Source organism: Nostoc sp. DedQUE08, from assembly GCF_034530895.1.
Classification (GTDB): domain Bacteria; phylum Cyanobacteriota; class Cyanobacteriia; order Cyanobacteriales; family Nostocaceae; genus Nostoc.
Window position 1 is genome coordinate 15,607 of the sequence record NZ_JAVRCD010000067.1, and the last position, 18,307, is coordinate 33,913.

20 protein-coding genes and 1 pseudogene are annotated in these 18,307 nt (G+C 39.7%); 5 read left to right on the forward strand and 16 right to left on the reverse strand.

What is annotated here, in order from left to right:
* Positions 1 to 3 precede the first annotated feature (3 nt).
* A complete protein-coding gene (locus RMY64_RS30785; protein WP_322702011.1) occupies positions 4 to 516 on the forward strand; it encodes a 2'-5' RNA ligase family protein in 513 nt (170 codons plus the stop codon).
* Between the two features lie 36 nt (positions 517 to 552).
* On the opposite strand, the gene RMY64_RS30790 is transcribed toward RMY64_RS30785, so the two are convergent.
* From RMY64_RS30790 to RMY64_RS30850, 12 genes and pseudogenes are all read right to left on the reverse strand, one after another.
* On the reverse strand, positions 553 to 1,515 hold the full coding sequence (locus tag RMY64_RS30790) for a HEAT repeat domain-containing protein (protein WP_322702012.1): 963 nt from the start codon (positions 1,513 to 1,515) through the stop codon (positions 553 to 555).
* Between the two features lie 19 nt (positions 1,516 to 1,534).
* Positions 1,535 to 1,762, reverse strand: a complete 228-nt coding sequence (locus RMY64_RS30795; RefSeq protein ID WP_012408944.1) for a 4Fe-4S dicluster domain-containing protein — start codon at positions 1,760 to 1,762, stop codon at positions 1,535 to 1,537.
* Positions 1,763 to 1,829: 67 nt separating this feature from the next.
* Entirely contained in the window at positions 1,830 to 2,300 is a 471-nt protein-coding gene (locus tag RMY64_RS30800) for a GNAT family N-acetyltransferase (protein ID WP_322702013.1), read from the reverse strand.
* A 24-nt stretch (positions 2,301 to 2,324) separates the two neighbouring features.
* Entirely contained in the window at positions 2,325 to 3,107 is a 783-nt protein-coding gene (locus RMY64_RS30805) for a class I SAM-dependent methyltransferase (RefSeq protein ID WP_322702014.1), read from the reverse strand.
* Positions 3,108 to 3,222: 115 nt separating this feature from the next.
* Positions 3,223 to 3,876 (reverse strand): annotated as a pseudogene (locus RMY64_RS30815) (HAD family hydrolase); the annotation flags it as partial.
* 26 nt (positions 3,877 to 3,902) lie between these two features.
* A complete protein-coding gene (locus RMY64_RS30820; RefSeq protein WP_322702017.1) occupies positions 3,903 to 4,607 on the reverse strand; it encodes an HAD family hydrolase in 705 nt (234 codons plus the stop codon).
* Positions 4,608 to 4,609: 2 nt separating this feature from the next.
* Positions 4,610 to 6,319, reverse strand: a complete 1,710-nt coding sequence (locus RMY64_RS30825; RefSeq protein WP_322702018.1) for a fumarate reductase/succinate dehydrogenase flavoprotein subunit — start codon at positions 6,317 to 6,319, stop codon at positions 4,610 to 4,612.
* 26 nt (positions 6,320 to 6,345) lie between these two features.
* The gene (locus tag RMY64_RS30830; RefSeq protein ID WP_322702019.1) at positions 6,346 to 7,404 is read right to left on the reverse strand and encodes a sulfonate ABC transporter substrate-binding protein; all 1,059 of its coding nucleotides are present in this window, start codon (positions 7,402 to 7,404) and stop codon (positions 6,346 to 6,348) included.
* A gap of 135 nt (positions 7,405 to 7,539) precedes the next feature.
* The gene (locus RMY64_RS30835) at positions 7,540 to 8,307 is read right to left on the reverse strand and encodes an SDR family oxidoreductase (protein ID WP_322702020.1); all 768 of its coding nucleotides are present in this window, start codon (positions 8,305 to 8,307) and stop codon (positions 7,540 to 7,542) included.
* Between the two features lie 214 nt (positions 8,308 to 8,521).
* Positions 8,522 to 8,863 (reverse strand): 4Fe-4S binding protein, encoded by a 342-nt coding sequence (locus RMY64_RS30840; protein ID WP_322683781.1) that lies wholly within the window; start codon positions 8,861 to 8,863, stop codon positions 8,522 to 8,524.
* A 13-nt stretch (positions 8,864 to 8,876) separates the two neighbouring features.
* A complete protein-coding gene (locus RMY64_RS30845) occupies positions 8,877 to 10,538 on the reverse strand; it encodes an FAD-binding protein (RefSeq protein ID WP_322702021.1) in 1,662 nt (553 codons plus the stop codon).
* A 315-nt stretch (positions 10,539 to 10,853) separates the two neighbouring features.
* On the reverse strand, positions 10,854 to 11,348 hold the full coding sequence (locus tag RMY64_RS30850) for an LLM class flavin-dependent oxidoreductase (RefSeq protein ID WP_322702022.1): 495 nt from the start codon (positions 11,346 to 11,348) through the stop codon (positions 10,854 to 10,856).
* 162 nt (positions 11,349 to 11,510) lie between these two features.
* On the opposite strand from RMY64_RS30850, the gene RMY64_RS30855 reads away from it, so the two are divergent.
* Positions 11,511 to 12,590 carry an LLM class flavin-dependent oxidoreductase gene (locus RMY64_RS30855; protein WP_322702023.1) on the forward strand — a complete coding sequence of 360 codons (1,080 nt, stop codon included), beginning with the start codon at positions 11,511 to 11,513 and terminating at the stop codon, positions 12,588 to 12,590.
* A 60-nt stretch (positions 12,591 to 12,650) separates the two neighbouring features.
* On the opposite strand, the gene uvrB is transcribed toward RMY64_RS30855, so the two are convergent.
* Positions 12,651 to 14,648 carry an excinuclease ABC subunit UvrB gene (gene uvrB / locus RMY64_RS30860; RefSeq protein WP_322702024.1) on the reverse strand — a complete coding sequence of 666 codons (1,998 nt, stop codon included), beginning with the start codon at positions 14,646 to 14,648 and terminating at the stop codon, positions 12,651 to 12,653.
* A gap of 253 nt (positions 14,649 to 14,901) precedes the next feature.
* Here uvrB and RMY64_RS30865 point away from each other — a divergent pair, with 253 nt between their 5' ends.
* From RMY64_RS30865 to RMY64_RS30875, 3 genes are all read left to right on the forward strand, one after another.
* Positions 14,902 to 15,354, forward strand: coding sequence for a hypothetical protein (locus RMY64_RS30865; protein WP_322673437.1), 453 nt, complete (start codon positions 14,902 to 14,904; stop codon positions 15,352 to 15,354).
* Positions 15,355 to 15,709: 355 nt separating this feature from the next.
* A complete protein-coding gene (locus tag RMY64_RS30870) occupies positions 15,710 to 15,892 on the forward strand; it encodes a CsbD family protein (protein WP_100900626.1) in 183 nt (60 codons plus the stop codon).
* A gap of 571 nt (positions 15,893 to 16,463) precedes the next feature.
* On the forward strand, positions 16,464 to 17,102 hold the full coding sequence (locus tag RMY64_RS30875) for a histidine phosphatase family protein (protein ID WP_322673438.1): 639 nt from the start codon (positions 16,464 to 16,466) through the stop codon (positions 17,100 to 17,102).
* Positions 17,103 to 17,147: 45 nt separating this feature from the next.
* Here RMY64_RS30875 and RMY64_RS30880 read toward each other — a convergent pair whose 3' ends face one another.
* Genes RMY64_RS30880 through RMY64_RS30890 form a run of 3 tightly spaced genes read right to left on the reverse strand, consistent with a single transcriptional unit; the run spans position 17,148 to position 18,287 of the window.
* Positions 17,148 to 17,579 carry a hypothetical protein gene (locus RMY64_RS30880; RefSeq protein WP_322702025.1) on the reverse strand — a complete coding sequence of 144 codons (432 nt, stop codon included), beginning with the start codon at positions 17,577 to 17,579 and terminating at the stop codon, positions 17,148 to 17,150.
* Between the two features lie 19 nt (positions 17,580 to 17,598).
* On the reverse strand, positions 17,599 to 18,018 hold the full coding sequence (locus RMY64_RS30885) for a PIN domain-containing protein (protein WP_322702026.1): 420 nt from the start codon (positions 18,016 to 18,018) through the stop codon (positions 17,599 to 17,601).
* Positions 18,015 to 18,287, reverse strand: a complete 273-nt coding sequence (locus RMY64_RS30890) for a hypothetical protein (protein WP_322702027.1) — start codon at positions 18,285 to 18,287, stop codon at positions 18,015 to 18,017. The genes RMY64_RS30885 and RMY64_RS30890 overlap by 4 nt, the downstream gene beginning before the upstream one ends.
* Positions 18,288 to 18,307: the final 20 nt, after the last annotated feature.

Genomic DNA, 18,307 nt, shown 5'->3' on the forward strand with positions numbered 1-18,307 from the left:
AGTATGTCTTACGCACTCGTACATTACCCCAATATTAACACGGAACATATCAATCAAATAAGGCAGAAATATGACCCACAATTTGATTTAATGGAACCACATATTACACTTGTATTTCCTATAATCGAGTCTATTAATGAAAACAATCTCATTCTTCATGTTGATAGTATCTTGAGTAAATGGACAACATTTCCTATTTATCTCAAAGGATTACAAAAATCATGGGATGAGTATATGTTTTTAATGGTTGAAGAAGGAAAAGTAGATATGGTAAAACTACACGATGAATTATATACAGGTATATTAGCTGAATATTTCAGGGAAAATTTACCATTCGTTCCACATTTAACGCTAGGAAAATTTACAAAAGATACAGATAAATTGTTGCAAGTGTTAAAAGAAGCACAGCATTTAGATTTAAATTATCGTTGTTTTGTCGATCAAGTCCATCTGATAAATATTGATGATAAGCAGAGGTCAATAATTTGGAGTAAAGAATTTATACTGCGAAATTAGCAAAGCTTCGATCGGCTTGGTATTTCTCTTAATTATTTACTGCTCCCTTGAGACTATTCTATCTGTTTGAATCTTCTGAATTGCACGTTGCGCTTGGATGGACACTTCTTTGTCAGGGTCATCTAAGGCTTGTTGTAGGGGGTTAATAACGTCGGGATGAGCTAAATTTCCAAGTGCGATCGCAGCTTCTTTGCGGACATCTGCATATTCATCTGTTAATGCTTGAATTAATCTCGGTATAACTTGAATATCTGGAATTTTTTGCAAAGCTTGTGCTGCTGATTTCCTCACTTGCCAATGTTCATCATTTAAAGCTATTTCTAATGCTGAAATTGCTCGATCATTTGCATGAATAGCCAGAGATTTAGCTGCATTCCGGCGAACTTGCCAGTCACTATCATTTGTAAGTGCTTGACAAAGTATTGCGATCGCTTCTGCATCTTGCAAATGTTCTAAAGTTAAAGCAGCAGCACGACGTACACTTGCTTCCTCATCAAAAATTAAATTTAAAGCTTGCGGACATTTTTCTAGTTGATTGATATATCGCAGTGTCGTAACGGCTGCTTCTCTTAACTCAGGATTTTTTGATTCTAAAAATGGTAAAATGTCGGGTAAAGATTGAATATCATGTATCTTCCGCAAAAGCACCAAAATATTTAATTGAATATTTACATCATTATTTTGGAGCTTCTCTAGTAAAAGGAACAATTCATCTTGTGTAACTAACTCGTTTAATGCTGATGCAGCTTCAGAGCGAATATCTGTATCTGCTGAACCAAGGCATTCAATTAAAGCTGGGATGGCAACAGGATTAGCAATTTCCCAAAGGGCAGATATTGCTATTTTCTGAACAGTAATATGTTCGTCTTTCAAAGCGATAATTAAAGCATCGATTGTTTCGTCATCACCTAGATGTTGCAAGGTTTTGACAGCTACTATCCGGTCGTTTACGTCAGGCGATCGCAACATTTCCAGCCAATGATTGAGTTCATCGTTCATTAATTTTTACCACAGATAGTTAACGTAATAAAAAGGGAATTTGCACAGTAATTGCATTGGTTGGACATTCTTTTTCACAAGGTAGACAAAACCAACACTCATCATATTTCATGTAAGCTTTGCCTGTTTCTGGATTTTTCGCCAATACATCCAAGGGACAAACTTCAATACAGGCTGTGCATTTTTCTAAACATTTTGATTCATCAACGATCACAGGAACATCTATTCTTTGATTGATTAAAGCCATAAAATAACTCCAATATTTTGTAATGAAACTGCTAATTGCTAAAATAAATGGGGTAAGCTTAGATGAATTATCTCACGATTGTAAGTTGTTTCTGAAAAGTCAGTGATTGTTTTATATTGGTATAACCAATTTTCTCATAAAAAAAGTGAGCTTCTTTGCGTTTAATATTAGAACGTAACAAAACACTATCACATCCAGCCAGAGAAGCCCACTGTTCAATTTGTTGCATCAAAAAACTTCCAATTCCACTATGACGATAATCTTTATCTACAACTAATCCCAAAATAATCGCTGGAGTTGGAATAACTATTGATTCACAAATATGAGCGTGCGCCCAACCAATTACATATTCATTTTCTACAGTGGCAACATATACAATATGAGTATCGTTATTTTTAATTTTAGTAAGGCGTTGCTCTATTTCTTGATTAGTCACAGAATATTCAAGTTGTTCGCAAAGACTAGCAATCCTCGCTACATCTTTAATCCCAGCTTGTCTAATTTTAACTTTGTCACCTACACTAACTTTATTTGTCATAATTTAATTTTAAATTACAATTATTTAGTTATCCAGCGTTGCACGGATAAAACGATAGCCTATATCAATCTCTGTCAAATTGTAAATATCACCATATTTTTTGCTCCATTCTCCACTACTTAAATCTGCTGCAAGTAACTTTACTCCTTGCTTTGCTAAATCTTGATTAGCTAAAGCAAAAGATGATATCCCTGCACGTACTTCTGGTTGAAGATATAACTCTGGTCGTCTCCAGCCTGCTGCTGCGAATAAATCAGATAAATCGTATGGTAAAAAAAGGGGTATAGCTTCAACACGCCTTTTAGTATTACTCTGAATTAAATTAACCTGTTCGTTAAGTGGTAAAAATCGTAACGCATCTTCCCACAAAAACGGAAAATAATCATAAAGCCATATTTTCTGAGCTAATCTAATATCAAAAGTTAACAAAATTATTGCTCCATCTCTAATTATTCTGTTCATTTCCTGAAAAGCTTTTTCGAGATGAGAAAAGTGATGAATTGCCAGGATACTTACAACAGCATCAACAGATTTATCTGGTAGAGGTGAATTTTCTGCATAGCCAGTAAACCACTTAATTTGCTGATGTTCTACTCCTTGTTTTTGCATCACTACAGAAGGTTCAACAGCATTAACAAGAAATCCTTTATTAGCTAGTGCTAGACTGTAACCACCAGTACCAGCACCAATATCAGCGATAATGCTACCTTTGGGTAAATTCAGTAAATCAATTATTTTATTGACAATACGGATATCAGGAACGCGAGTTTTAGAGTATTGTTGACCAATTGAATTATATATAGACATATTAAAATATTACTCAAAACAATTTACAATAAACTAGTTAAAATATAACTTTATATGAATCAATGAAAAATCTGTTAATTAAACAATTTCAGCAAATTTAAGAGTTCACTTATCATGAATTTTGGTTTTGCTTCTTGTGGTAAATTTTGATTTTTTCTGTTGTAATAACAAAAATCAATTTTGACTTGTGTTGCTCCCGCATAGTCGTGCTTTAGAGAATCTCCAACGTAAATAACTTCTGCTGGTGTTAAATTTAATCTAGATAAAGCATGATGGAATATTTCAGGAGATGGTTTAGCAAAACCAATTGCTTCAGAAACTACAACTGCTTCAAAAAAATGCTCAATTCCCGCAGCTTGCATTCTCGGTGTTGTGCTGATACAAAGCCATTGGTGATGACAGCCAAACGATAATTACCTGCGAGAACAGTTAGTACTTCATTTACATCAGGTTCCATTACGCCCGAATGATTAAAAATATGCCAAAAACTTTGGCTAAGATTGCTTATTTTATCTGTTTGTATATCTAATTGAGCAAGTGTACTTTGATAAGACATCTCGATTAACTCAGTAGGAGAAAATATTTCTCGCTGTTTCCAATACTTGGAATTATAATTTTCAAATGCTTCCAGAAAAATATTTTCACTTATTTTATGTAAATTCAAAGATATTGTACAAGCTTCCAAGGCGCCAAGAATAGCTTGACGTTCACATATTTCAAAATTTAACAGGGTATTATCGAGATCGAAAATTATGGCTTTATAACTCATTCAATTCTTTTATTTACGAAAATGCTCTATGCAATAGTTGAGACTTTTCTAATTATTTTTAGTATTCCTCTGAAATCTTGACTATAAAGTTTATAATTTTTATCATTAGGTTTCCTAACTAAAATTGCTTGTATACCTGCCCGTAATGCTCCAGCAATATCAGCATTGTAGCTATCACCTATCATTACACATTCTCTTTTTTCAATCTTTAAATCATTGATGACGTAAGCATAAAATTTGAGATTGGGTTTTTCATATCCAATTGTTCCAGACGTATATATTTCTTCAAAGTATTCTGTAATATTTAATTTATCTATGATTTCGTGTAGTTCAGGTATATGATTTGAGAGAATTATATTTTTATAATTATTTTTAATTGCATCTTGCAAAGTAGGAATTGCATCATCATATAAATGCCATTTTTCCAAATTTTTATATTCATTCTGGACTTGGGAAGAATATTTTATCGCTTGAGTTTTATTTATTCCTACTTTTTCATATATTTCTGCAAAATATTCATTCATATACCCCCACCAAGTTTTACCATTAAACAATAAATTATGGGAAGTTTCAGGCGAGTGCCAAGGAAAGACATTCTTCAAGAATGGTCGAATATCTTCTGAATTTATATTAAAAATTCCATTCAATATTAAAATTGAATGTAATGTTTCACTCCACATTCCTTGACGATAACCTAGTGTATTATCAAAATCCCAAAATAAATATTTCATATTTATTTCACTGCTATATCATAAATTTCATGATGTAAATTGATATCCACAATGTAAGGATCTATAGGACGTTTAAACAATATCATTTCCCCTAACTCATCTTTCTTTAAATTGACATGACAAAACCACTCTTCATCATTTTTGTCTGGATAATCTAAGCGGTAATGATAAAGCCCCCAACGAGTTTCTTGACGATATAATGATGCTCTTGCTGCCATTTCTGCACAATCGCGAATAAAGTGAACTTCTAGACTACGCATCAATTCATGAGGATCGCGAGCGCCCATTAAATCTAATGTTTCTTGATATTGCACAAAATGTTTTAAACCAATCTCAATTTTATTACCTGATTTTGGTGGTTGCAGATAATCATTAACTAAGCGTCTTAATTTATATTCTACCTGGGTGTGAGGTACACCATTGGGACGTGTTAAAGGTGCATAAATTCTGGATTTTTCAGCTTCTAAAAAGTCTGTATCTGGTTCAATAAAATCTAAATCTTGGATATATTCAATGGCATGAGTTCCGGCTATTCGACCAAAAACAAATGCCCCAATCATGTAATTATGGGGAACGCTGGCCATGTCTCCAGCTGCATATAAACCTGGAATGGTTGTTTGAGCATTTTCATTTACCCACACACCAGAGGCACTATGACCGCTACATAAGCCTATTTCGGAAATGTGCATCTCTACGCCGTGGGTGCGATAATCTTCATTTCTACCTTGATGAAAACGTTCTCTACTTGGTCGTTCATTCGCCCAGAGTATTGATTCAATTTCAGCGATTGTATCCTCATCAAGATGGGTCATTTTCAATTGGACTGGCCCTTTTCCAGAATTTAATTCTTTCCAGATTTCCAACATCATTTGACCACTCCAATAGTCACAGCTAATGAAGCGATTTCCTTCGGCGTTAGCAGTATGTGCGCCAAAAGGCCCTGCAACATAAGCACAGGCGGGGCCATTGTAATCTTTGATTAAAGGATTAACTTGAAAGCATTCAATATTACTAAGTTCTGCACCTGCATGATAAGCCATTGAATAGCCATCTCCGGCATTAGTAGGATTTTCATAAGTGCCGTAGAGATAGCCGGAAGCAGGTAATCCTAATCTGCCACAAGCACCTGTACACAGGATGACTGCTTTAGCTTGAATGACAATATAATCACCGTTTCTGACATCAAATCCCACCGCACCAATAGCACGTCCGGCTTTGACTAAGACGCGGGTTGCCATGACGCGATTTGTCACTTTGACTTTATGGCGTTTAACTTGTCGGGTGAGAATGGTTTTGAGGTCTTTTCCTTCTGGCATGGGTAAGACATATTTACCCACACGATGCACTTGTTTTAAGTCATAGTTGCCTTGAGCATCTTTTTGAAATTTCACACCCCAGCTTTCTAGTTCTTGGATAACTTCGTAACCTAATTTGCCTGTTTGATAAACGGCTTTTTGGTTGACAATGCCATCGTTAGCAAGGGTGATTTCGCGCACGTATTGTTCTGGTGTAGAATGGCCGGGAATAACTGCGGTATTCACGCCATCCATACCCATTGCGATCGCACCACTCCGTCTTATGTTAGCCTTTTCTAAGATCAGCACCTCTGCATCGGGATTCGCTTGTTTGGCTTTAATTCCAGCCATTGTCCCGGCTGTACCGCCACCAATGACAAGTACATCCGTTTTTATTTGTTGGGTGTTGATGTCCATAAGCTTTTGCGAGTAGGGAGGAACTTCTAAGATTTATTACCGTTCCAAACAATATCTTTGACTTGGATTTGCTTGGGAACTAGCTTGATTTTGTAAAAAGTATCGGCAATGTTTTGTTGCTGAGTAATTACCTCATCTGTTAGCGGTAAAACGCCATATTTTCGCCGTTTTTCGGCAATCTCTAATGCTGCTGCGGGAATACCTAACTCTGGTTCTAAAAACTTGGCAACTTCTTCTGGATTATTTGTTGCCCATTCATTTACTTTGTTGACTTCATCTAACAGGGTTTTCAACAAATCTGGGTGAGATTTAACAAACTCTTGACGCGCAAGATAGTAACCCCGATTCGGTGCTAAATTTGTCGCATCTGTTAATTTTCTAACCTTTGTGTCGTGTTCAACTGCTGCTAGGTAAGGGTCCCAAATTGCCCAAGCATCAACGTTACCACCAGTAAATGCTGCACGGGCATCTGCTGGTGTTAGATGTGCTGGTTGAATGTCACTATATTTTAATCCGGCAGCTTCTACAGCTTTGACAACAAGATAGTTACTGTTCGAGCCTTTAGCAAAGGCTAATTTTTTCCCTTTAAGGTCAGCAACCGTTTTAATTGGTGAATCTTTCGGTACAATAATTGCTTCAGCTTTGGGACTCCAAGGATCGTAAGCAACATAAAGCAAGGGAGTACCTCCAGCTTGGGCAAATATTGGTGGTGATTCACCTGTATAGCCAAAGTCAATACTACCTGCGTTCATTGCTTCTAGCATGGGTGGGCCGGCGGGAAATTCTGCCCATGTCACCGAAGCACCAGCAGTCTTTAAAGTTTGCGCTAAATTGCCTCGGTTTTTGAGAGCACTGAGGATAGTCGCCGCTTTTTGATAGCCGATACGAACTACCACACCTTTATTTGCTGTCTGTGTTGCTACAGAGTTACCTGTATTGGTGGCAGAACACGCAGATATCACAAGAGTCAAAGTTAACCCACAGGTAAAGAATAAGGCAAATATGCCAATTCGGGATATTTCATAATTTTGAAGAAAGCTGCTGACAATCCTCATCAGTCGATGTGGTAAATACTTACTGAACATACGTACATTAAACTATAAGCAATATCAATACTACGATAATTCGAGCAATTTGCCGTATTTTGCTCATAGAATATTCACACAGATAAGCTGCAAATGCAAGATCCGAAAAAGTATATCTACGGGTAAAATAATTAATCAGAAATGGGAAAGGTAGCCACCATCAACAGCTAAAACCTGTCCAGTGATGTAAGATGCGGCTGGAGAAGCGAAGAATACAACAGCGCCTGTAATTTCTTGTGGAGATCCCCAACGCGCGAGAGAAGTTCGATGTTTCAACCATTCCGTGACTTCTGGATCGGCAACTACATCAGCATTACTCTCAGTTGCAAAAAAGCCTGGAGCGACTGCATTGACTGTAATTCCAAAAGCCCCAAGTTCTGCCGCAAGTGTACGGGTTAGGGCTTCAAGTCCTCCTTTAGCTGTCGTATAAACTGCGTCACCCGCACCTGCTAGTTGTCCTGCAATTGACGTAATATTAATGATTCGACCTTCACCTCTGTGCATCATCAGTTTTGCCGCTTCTCGTGACAAATTGAATGGTGCAATTAAATCAGCATTGATTAACCGACGCACTGCATCCATTTCAAACTCGAACAATCCACGGCGATCGCGCATTCCCACATTATTAACCAGAATATCTAAACAGCCGTGCTTTTCTCGAATCTCAATAAATGCATTTTGAACCGCAACTTCGTCTGTCACATCAAACGGTAATGAAAAACCTAATCCGCCAATTGATTCAATAACTGCAACTGCTTGATTAAGGCGTTCAAAATTTCGCCCATTGACGATCGCACGCGCACCAGCTTTGGCAAGTGATTTGGCAATTTCTAGTCCCAAACCTTGTCCGGCTCCAGTTATTAAAGCAATTTTTCCAGCTAATGAAAACTCTGATAACGTCACAAAAATTACTTTTCAGGGTGCTATTGAGCCAATATCTGACCAAAAACTTGCTTGGCTGCAAAGGCTTGATTCTTAGTTGTATCCCTCTTTCAAGAAACAAGGCAGAAGGCAGGAGGCAGGAGGCAGAAGGGAAGAGAATTTGACTTGTTTCTTCCATTCGTAGCGGGTGGTGTGCCGCCAGTGCGCCTGCTCCTCAGAATCAAGCCTACTCACATTAACTTTGATAGGGGCGCGGCAGTTGGCGTAGTTTATGAGCAGTATCTAATTCACTATTGTTTTTTCTGCCATATCCCCAACCCAAGATGCGACGATATTCACCCATGATGCCACTTTCAATTAAATCATCCTCATTGACTGCAACATTGGTGTGAGATTGGGGCGCAACATAGAGTGCATCCGCAGGACAATATGCCTCACACATGAAACAAGTTTGACAGTCTTCTTGCCGGGCGATCGCAGGTGGTTGGTTCGGTACTGAGTCAAAAACATTAGTAGGACATACTTGGACGCACAGATTGCAATTGATACAGAGTTTATGGCTGACAAGCTCGATCATGATTCTGTTCCTATTACAACTTTGATACAGAGGGTGTGGTTTGAGAGGTTGGTACTGGTGGTGTAGCGATGGCATCCTTAATCCAATCGCGCCTCACCCAAAGTTTATCTAAACCGCCAGTTGCTTGGTAATAACGCTGATTTGGATCGGTTTCGGGATAGTCCATACGAATATGTTCGCTGCGCGTTTCCGTGCGATGTAAAGCACTAAAATATGCCCATCGCGCTACAGCTGTCAGAGCAGCCGCTCGACGAGAAAATTCCACATCGCGCACTGTATCTTGTTTCGGGTTCCCTTGTACTTGCTGCCACAGGGTTTCTAATTTGGCTAGGGAATCCAGAAGTCCCTGCTCAGAACGCAAGTAGTTCTTCTCCAACGGGAACATCTGGTCTTGTACGCCACGCACGATCGCCTCACTATCAAATGTTTCAGAAGATGGTGAAGGCGATGGCGTTTTGCCCACCGTAGGCGATCGCAATCCCACTTGACCAGCAGGACGCGCAACCCGTTCATTTGCTTGAGCGCCCAAACTTTTAGCAAAGTTAGCTGCTCCAACTCCAGCCCATTGCCCTGTGGAGATTGCCCAAGCAGCATTGGGGCCACCACCTCCAGAAGCTAACCCGGCTAGAAACTCCCGCGATGCTGCATCACCGGCGGCGTAGAGGCCAGGAACCTTTGTACCACAACTATCATCGGTCAAACGAATTCCACCTGTACCACGGACTGTACCTTCTAAAATTAGTGTTACAGGCACTCGTTCTGTATAGGGGTCAATGTCAGCTTTTTTATACGGTAGAAAAGCGATGAAATGAGACTTTTCAATTACTGCTTTGACTTCAGGTGTGGCTTTATCCAAACGAGCATAAACGGAGCCTTTCAGCAGGGCATTGGGAAGGAACGATGGATCGCGACGACCATTGACATAGCCACCAAGATCGTTACCTGCTTCATCACTGTAACTAGCCCAGCCAAAGGGAACACCCCGCGTCACTGTGGCATTAAAAGCGGTCGAAATTGCATAGTGATTAGAAGCTTCCATGCTAGAGAGTTCGCCACCAGCTTCTACTGCCATCAGCAGCCCATCACCGGTATTAGTATTGCACCCTAATGCTTTACTTAAGAATGCACAACCGCCATTTGCTAAGACTACTGCACCAGCACGAACGGTATAGCTACGATGATGTTGCCTCTGCACGCCTCTTGCCCCGGCTACTGAGCCATCGTCAGCCAATAAAAGTTCTAGAGCCGGACTTTGGTCGAAAATTTGTACACCAACACGCAAAAGGTTTTTGCGAAGAACCCGCATATATTCAGGGCCATAATAGCTCTGGCGCACAGATTCCCCATCTTCTTTGGGGAAACGATAGCCCCAACTTTCCACTAAGGGCAAACTCAGCCAAGTTTTTTCGATCACACGCTCGATCCAACGTGAGTTAGCGAGGTTTTTTCCTATGCGATAACGCTCCGATAAAACTTTGTCCCAATTCTCTGGAGAAGGAGCCATGATGCCGTTACCACTAGCAGCAGCTGCACCGCTCGTACCCAGAAAACCTTTATCAACAATGATGACTTTGACTCCTTGGGATGCGGCTGCCCATGCTGCCCATGCGGCGGCAGGGCCACCACCAATTACCAGCACATCAGCAGATAGTTGTAGTTCATTTTCGGTTAGCAATTCTTTTCCTCCTTATTTGGCAGTCAACATATTTCTTTGCCACTCTGAGCGGACTTTACAGGCAAAAATCCACCCGCCTGCATTTTAAGCACCACTTAATTTGTCATCAGTATCATCTTCGACAATGAGCTATATACTGGTGTGTTTTGCTCATCTGCTTTTTTGTCTATAAAATTGCGTTATCGGTAGCTATACCAAAAGTTTCGCTGGTTTGTCTGACTAAATTATGCAGTAGATAGAGTTTGCATAATATATACAAAGAGTGTAAGGCAAATTACAGTTAAAATGATACTCTAATTGTTAGTTTGTCAAACATTAAGTATTGCAAGTTAATTTTTTATTCGGTTGGAACTGGTGTACTTGAAATACCTGCAACCATTCACCAGAATAGCGATAACGTTCATCATGGGGAGGGAAAGGGATATTAGTATGCTCCATTTCTGGGCGAAACCAAGCACTAATTAGGTTGATGGCAAAACGTCCACCACTGATTGCATCAATACCCAAGGCCATTTTGGCTAGAACGGCTGGATGAAATAATAAAGGTTTAATCGCGGCGATAATTTCTATGCTTTCCGTAGCTTCAGCCAAGGCCGCACAAGCTGTCCAAGTTTCCAACTGTTCTAAATCTAGACTACGGGGATTAGCAAGATGCTGTGCGACTAAGGTTGTCACATATCCTAAACGTTCTGCTTCTAATACTAGTGATCGCGTGCGTTCATAACTAGCATCAATCGGTTCATCTGGTGTATTGAGAGGGCCAAAGTTACCCCCAACAGGAACCCAAATACCATAGCGTGGTTCTGACATTCTTGCCTCCAAATTAAATGGGGACTGGGGAGATATACCTTGTTTTTTATCCTCACCTATGCAAATCTCATATTATACTACTATAAATCTACCAATTTACAGTATTATTTTTAAGGTGCAAAAATAAAGTTTTAGTGCCGACTACAAAGGTTCTAGAAAGCTATGTCTGAACCACACTATGGGATTTGGATTCCCGTTTACGGCAACTGCGGTGTGATGAACCATCCTCTTGAACCTCGTGATGCTAGTTACTCACGAGCTAAGAATTTAATCCAATTGGCCCAAAAGTGCGGATTTACCACAACTTTAATCGCGCAACATATCATCAATCCCAGGAATCAAGAACTTGACCAGCTAGAAAGTTGGACAACAGCAGCAGCTTTGGCAGAAGCAACAAACTCTATCGAGATTATTGCAGCTGTTAAGCCATTACTATTTCATCCTGCCGTCTTAGCAAAGATGGCCTTAGGTATTGATGCAATCAGTGGTGGACGCTTTGCTATTAACTTAGTAAGTGCCTGGTTCAAGCCAGAAATAGAAAAGTCGGGGATAAATTTCCTTACCCACGATGAGCGTTATCGTTATTCAGATGAATGGATTAGGGTCGTAAAAGCTTTATGGAGTGGAGAGAAAGTCAACTTCTACGGTGAATATTTTCAAATCGATGATTTGAAGCTCAATCCTCCACCTATAGCCAAACCACATCCGCGTGTGTATGTAGGGGGAGAGTCAGAACCAGCCCAAGAACTAGCCGCAAAAGAAGCGCATACATTTTTCCTGAATGGTCGTCCGATTGAAGTCATCCGCGAAACCATTGCGGCTGTTGCTCAAAAAACTAAGTTTCGCTCTCAACCTCTGGGCTTTGCTATGTCAGCTTTTGTTATTGCTCGACCAACAGACGAAGAGGCGGAAGCGGAATATCAGAGCCTTAGAGCAATGGTAGTAGCACAAGACGATCGCTCAGAATTACTCAAAGGAGTAGATTCGGAAGTAGTTATGTTCAAAAACATGGCTAAGTACCCTGGTGTGGGGAGCAATGGCGGTACAGCAGCAGGATTGGTTGGTAGCTATGAAACTGTAGCCCATCGGATTGCTGAATTTACCAAAGTAGGAATTGGTACTTTCATGCTGCAATTCCAGCCTTTTGCCACAGAAATGGAACGTTTTGCTGCCGAAATTATACCAAGAGTGCGAGCGTTAACGGTAGATAGTGAAGCGATGTCTGCGACGGGTGGTTCCTGAGCGCAGCCTAAGGGCTGCGCCTACGCTAATTTGAACTTTGAGGTCATAGATTGAATATCATCAACGTCCTAGCATTTTATCTCGCAGATGCTTAATGCGATCGCGCAATTTTGCCGCCTCTTCAAATTCTAGTTTCTTCGCCGCTTCTTTCATCTGCGCTTCTAACAGAGTAATCAATTGGGGAATCTGTTCTAATGGCAGTTCATCTAGATGTTCATCTACTACTTTTAAATCAGTTGCATTCAACCGCCGAGATACATCTAAAAAAGCCAAAATTGCATTACTTGATTTTTTCACAATCGGTTGTGGTGTAATCCCATGCAATCGATTATGTGCTGTTTGAATCCCACGCCGCCTGTCTGTTTCATCAATAGCTTTAATCATGCTACCTGTCAGATTATCGGCATATAAAATCGCTTGTCCCTGAATGTGACGCGCGGCTCTACCAATAGTTTGAATTAAGGAACGCTCGGTTCGTAAAAAACCTTCTTTATCTGCATCCATAATTGCTACTAATGAAACTTCCGGTAAATCCAAACCTTCTCGCAGCAAATTCACACCAACCAATACATCAAAATTTCCCTCGCGCAAATTCTGCAAAATTTCGATGCGCTCAATAGAAGTAATTTCGGAATGTAAATATCGTACCCTGATACCGTGGTCTTGCAAATATTCGGTTAAATCTTCCGCCATCCGCTTAGTTAATGTGGTAATCAAGACTCGTTCATGGCGGTCGGCTCTATCTTTAATTTCGCCTAATAAATCATCAATTTGTCCTTCTGTGGGACGCACAGAAATTTCTGGATCGATCACCCCAGTTGGTCGAATTACTTGTTCAACTATATGGTCTTCAGAAACTTCTAATTCCCAATTTCCGGGAGTTGCTGATACAAAAATACACTGATTTACTTTTTGCCAGAATTCCTCGGCTTTTAAAGGACGGTTATCAGCAGCACTAGGAAGCCGAAATCCATGTTCAATTAAAACTTTTTTTCTAGCTTGGTCGCCATTATACATGCCGCGAATTTGTGGCACGGTAACGTGAGATTCATCAATAACTAATAGCCAATCTTTGGGAAAATAATCAATTAAACATTCTGGTGGTTCTCCAGCTTGTCTTCCTGCTAAGTGACGGGAATAGTTCTCGACACCGTTACAGTAACCGACTTCGCGCAGCATTTCCAAGTCATAGCGTGTACGTTGATCTATGCGTTGCGCTTCTAATAATTTGCCAGCTTGTTCTAAGTCTAGTTTTTGCTGTTTTAACTCGGCTGCAATGTCATTACAAGCTACTTCTAAGCGTTCTTCTGGGGTGACAAAGTGACGTGCAGGATAGACATTTACGGCTTCCAAACTTTTGAGAATTTCACCTGTCACCGGATCGATATAACGAATTGCGTCAATTTCATCACCAAAGAATTCGACGCGAATAATTCGGTCTTCATAAGCTGGGCCAATTTCTAAAACATCACCCCGGACGCGAAATTTTCCGCGACCCATTTCGATGTCGTTACGGCTATATTGAACGTTTGCCAAATCTCGTAAGATTTGACGCTGATTTACTTCCATACCTATCTGAAGAGGTATGGCAGCTTTCAGATATTCTGACGGCATTCCCAAACCGTAGATGCAACTGATGGAAGCAACGACAATGACATCACGACGTTCAAAAAGCGATCGCGTTGCCGAATGCCGCAACATATCTATTTCATCATTAATCGCCGCCGTTTTTTCAATATAAGTATCGGTGACGGGAATATACGCTTCTGGCTGATAATAATCGTAGTAGCTGACAAAATACTCAACTGCATTGTTCGGGAAGAAATCCCGCAACTCGTTACAAAGCTGTGCAGCCAGGGTTTTATTATGCGCCAGTACTAAAGTCGGCTTGCCAATTTTCTCAATAACTGCTGCTACGGAAAATGTTTTGCCAGTTCCAGTGGCTCCTAGTAAAGTTTGGTAACGATTGCCTGATTGGATACTAGCAGAAAGTTTAGCGATCGCTTGTGGTTGATCGCCTGTGGGACTAAAGGGAGCTTGAAGACAAAATTCTGTCATACAGTTTTGCTGTAAATACCCTATTTCATGGTGACAATTCCGCTCTGTATCTATTGTAGCTGGCTTATTAGAGCAAATAAATAGTAATAATTATTTACAAAAATTATTGCTTTAAATTTACTTATGTATTAGTTTTAAAGATTCTTATATCTATATGAGGTTTTTTAAGGTTAAACTCTAAGGTATATGGGAAAAAATTTCATCTTTCCTTAATTATTGTAAAATTCAGTTAACAAACTAGAGGTGTTCGTTTATGACTAATAGCAACACTGGCAAAGCAACCAGTTCTCGGCAGAAGTATGCCAAGTCTACACAGGAAGTTGAAAATCAACAAGACCAGAGCTTGAATGCAGATAAAGCCGAGGAAGTTAATGAACTGCCAGTAGGAGCTTCTGGAACACTCGCCATTTCTGGAATTCGCCCCATAGGCGCTAGCGACTTAGAAGTTGCTGAACACCTTTCAATTTCTGGGGTGCGTCCTGTTAGCACCAGTAGTTTGGAAGTAGTTGAAACCTATAACGCAATGGGTATTCGCCCAATTGGTGCTAATAAATTCCAAATTGTTGAAAGTATGAATCTCTCTGGAATTCGTCCAATTGCCTCAAGTTCATTGGTAATTGATGAAAGCTATTCGACATTCGGTAATCGTCCGATAGCATCAAATGAGATTGACAATTCTGAAAACCTGATGGGTTTTCTAGATTAAACAAAAAAACATCCCCATAACTTTATTAACCCATTTTCTATAGGAAACTGGGTTTTTTTATTTAAAAAGTAAAAATTACCATCTGTGGCATTTGTTCTATGTCTTTTAGCATAGGTAACTAAACTATTCTCACTTTATTTTACTTTATTTTATATTCAACTAACAGCCAGAAGGCTTACTAAAACTACCTTTCTTAATTACCAATTACCAATTACGAATTACAAATTATTGAATCTGCCTTGTGGTAGAAGGCTTTAGCAAAAACTTTAAGTTACTGTGTAAAGGTAATAACAAAGAGTTTCAAAGTTAGTTTATAGCTTTGAAATTAGTTTTTAATTAAATCAGGAGTATCAAAATGAGCATAGAAGATCGCGCAAAGGCTGCTGCTAAAAATGTTGAAGGTAAAGCCCAAGAAGCATTAGGAAACGTCACTGGAGATCCAGAAGATAAAGCTGAAGGTAAAGCAAAGCAAGCTGAAAGTGAAGTACGTCACGGAATTGAAGACGTGAAAGATAATGTAAAGAAAAACATTGACTAGTAATTCATGATTTTTTTTGCAGAAACTCTAGGGATATAAATGGGGTGCATTCCATTTTTGCAAGAAAAAATTACGAAATGCTAAACATTCAATGCTATGCACCTTTATTCTATTCTTAGCAAGGGTTGAAAGATAAAGGACTAGCTTGATTGACAGAAATTTTATAGAGACGTAATTAATTACGTCTCTATATCTATGCTTAATTTATTTTTATAATTATTAAAAAGCAATAATGGCAATGTCTACGACGAGCGTAGCTAAGAGGATGAATGAACAAGTATTTTTCATAACATCAAAGCCTCGCAAACCTAACCCCCCTAGCCCCCCTTCCCTACAAGGAAATGGGGGTTTCAAAGCTTGAATTCCCGACTGATAGCGCAGCTCCTTCGAGTCCGCAAACGTCTTGATTCTGACTCCTGTTAGCGGATAGCTAAGGTTTAGCCCATTCTGGCTTCTGAATTATTTTTCAATTTAAATCTCAAAAATTGTAGTAATATACCACAGGCATTAACTATCTTCAGCTACATCTGATAGTTAGCGCTTTTAAATTCACAATCGATGAGAATATACGGTGAACCTAACTCTTTATTTCCTCCGTCACGGACAGACAGAATGCAGCCGCAATAATTCCTTTTGCGGTTCTATAAATTCAGAACTTACTCCAGAAGGCTTGGAGATGGCAAAAGCTTTTGCAGATACATATAGTTCTATGGATTGGACAGCAATATTTTGTAGTCCAATGCAGCGAACTGTATTAACAGCAAAACCTTTGTATGAAGCAATAGGGATAGAACCACAACTTAGGGATGGTTTGAAGGAAATCAATTATGGCTTGTGGGAAGGAAAAACGCCAGAAGTAATTAGTCGTGAATATCACGATGATTATATTCGCTGGTCAGCAGATCCCGCTTGGAATGCGCCTAATGGTGGAGAAATGGCAGTTACAATTGCTTATCGTGCCTTGCAGGTAATTGAAGAAATCAAGCAAAATTACACTAGTGGCAATGTTTTAGTGGTTTCACATAAGGCAACTATCAGAATTATTCTGTGTAGTTTACTAGGGGTTGATGTGGGACGCTTTCGTTTTCGTTTGGGATGCCCTGTTGCTTCGGTCAGTATTGTAGAATTTAGTTCGCATGGGCCGCTATTAAAGGTTTTGGCAGACCGTACTCATTTGGATGAGCGGTTGCGAAATTTACCGGGAACGTGAGAGAAGTTAGGAGTTAGGAGTTAGGAGTTATTATTTCCTTGCTCGTTATTTGTTATCTGGCTCAGTGTATTTGCACAAAACATTTATTCCGATTTTTAAAATATATAATACGACAATTGTGGCGATCGCACCATCAATCGGGATGCCATGTACTGCTGCAACAGCTACCAGTGAGCCAATAACACTGTTAAACAAAGAAGCACTACCAGGGTTATTAGTGTATTCTTTGATTTTGCCCCGTAAACCATCATCACCACAAATTTCCGCGCGGATTTCGTCGAGGGTGAGTTGTAAGAGAGATTTTTTGCCCCGACTATAATCTGTTTTGCCGACTTTTTCTTGCCAGAGTGCATCAAAACTGGTTTCTAGATTACCGTTGTGTTGTTGCAGGGTAGTAAGTGCATGTTGCGCTGGGGTGTCGTTTGGCAGAAGTTGCTGAAATTCTTGGATTTCGACAGGGGTTAATTGGGCATTCATATATATTTAACTTAATTATTTATGGAGTATTTGTTAGTTCCTGAATCAACTCTTCAGGTGTGATAATTCTGGGAGTAGCAACTGGAAAATCTCTAGGGTTGCGAGTAATAATAGCATCTAAGTGATTGAGTACTGCACTGCTGTATTGAATAGCGTCTTCAAAATCTCTAAAGTTAAGGTTTAGTGCCATGTTGATTGTAGTACTGTCTACGATGGCGACTTGGCAGAAGTTGACCAATTGCCTTAAATAAGTAAGTGTCCACTCTCGACCTCTTGCCCTACGGATGATGTAATACAAATCACTAAAAGTTGAGGCGGAAATATAACCTTCTACCTGTCCTTGTTCAACTAACACCAACACTTGTTCGCTTGCTTCTAGAAAAGGTTCACGCTCAAGGGCATCATCTACAATGATGTTGGTGTCTAACAAGATTTTCACAGATTATGTTTCTCCTTTAAAGCTTCCCATCGGGCTTGTTCTGGGTCAAAGTCTGGTGGTGTGGGTGGGGCATTTTCAAATAAACCTTCAAATGCCTTGACTTTAGACTTTCTTCTCGGCTTTTCTGGCTGTGACTCAGTAGAAGTTTCCAAGGATGGAACTGGCTGCAAAATAATCACTTCCACTTTTCCAGGAGCAATATTTAGAGGTTCGTCAATAATTAAATGACCGGATTCGTCAATTGTGGCGTTCAGCTTGTAGGCTTGCATATTGCTTTTCCTCATTTATA

What these genes read in the sequence shown, in the direction of transcription:
- RMY64_RS30785 (WP_322702011.1), top strand. Translation starts at nt 4, where the DNA reads ATGTCTTACGCACTCGTACATTACCCCAATATTAACACGGAACATATC.
- RMY64_RS30790 (WP_322702012.1), bottom strand. Translation starts at nt 1,515, where the DNA reads ATGAACGATGAACTCAATCATTGGCTGGAAATGTTGCGATCGCCTGAC.
- RMY64_RS30795 (WP_012408944.1), bottom strand. Translation starts at nt 1,762, where the DNA reads ATGGCTTTAATCAATCAAAGAATAGATGTTCCTGTGATCGTTGATGAA.
- RMY64_RS30800 (WP_322702013.1), bottom strand. Translation starts at nt 2,300, where the DNA reads ATGACAAATAAAGTTAGTGTAGGTGACAAAGTTAAAATTAGACAAGCT.
- RMY64_RS30805 (WP_322702014.1), bottom strand. Translation starts at nt 3,107, where the DNA reads ATGTCTATATATAATTCAATTGGTCAACAATACTCTAAAACTCGCGTT.
- RMY64_RS30820 (WP_322702017.1), bottom strand. Translation starts at nt 4,607, where the DNA reads ATGAAATATTTATTTTGGGATTTTGATAATACACTAGGTTATCGTCAA.
- RMY64_RS30825 (WP_322702018.1), bottom strand. Translation starts at nt 6,319, where the DNA reads ATGGACATCAACACCCAACAAATAAAAACGGATGTACTTGTCATTGGT.
- RMY64_RS30830 (WP_322702019.1), bottom strand. Translation starts at nt 7,404, where the DNA reads ATGTTCAGTAAGTATTTACCACATCGACTGATGAGGATTGTCAGCAGC.
- RMY64_RS30840 (WP_322683781.1), bottom strand. Translation starts at nt 8,863, where the DNA reads ATGATCGAGCTTGTCAGCCATAAACTCTGTATCAATTGCAATCTGTGC.
- RMY64_RS30850 (WP_322702022.1), bottom strand. Translation starts at nt 11,348, where the DNA reads ATGTCAGAACCACGCTATGGTATTTGGGTTCCTGTTGGGGGTAACTTT.
- RMY64_RS30855 (WP_322702023.1), top strand. Translation starts at nt 11,511, where the DNA reads ATGTCTGAACCACACTATGGGATTTGGATTCCCGTTTACGGCAACTGC.
- uvrB (WP_322702024.1), bottom strand. Translation starts at nt 14,648, where the DNA reads ATGACAGAATTTTGTCTTCAAGCTCCCTTTAGTCCCACAGGCGATCAA.
- RMY64_RS30865 (WP_322673437.1), top strand. Translation starts at nt 14,902, where the DNA reads ATGACTAATAGCAACACTGGCAAAGCAACCAGTTCTCGGCAGAAGTAT.
- RMY64_RS30870 (WP_100900626.1), top strand. Translation starts at nt 15,710, where the DNA reads ATGAGCATAGAAGATCGCGCAAAGGCTGCTGCTAAAAATGTTGAAGGT.
- RMY64_RS30880 (WP_322702025.1), bottom strand. Translation starts at nt 17,579, where the DNA reads ATGAATGCCCAATTAACCCCTGTCGAAATCCAAGAATTTCAGCAACTT.
- RMY64_RS30890 (WP_322702027.1), bottom strand. Translation starts at nt 18,287, where the DNA reads ATGCAAGCCTACAAGCTGAACGCCACAATTGACGAATCCGGTCATTTA.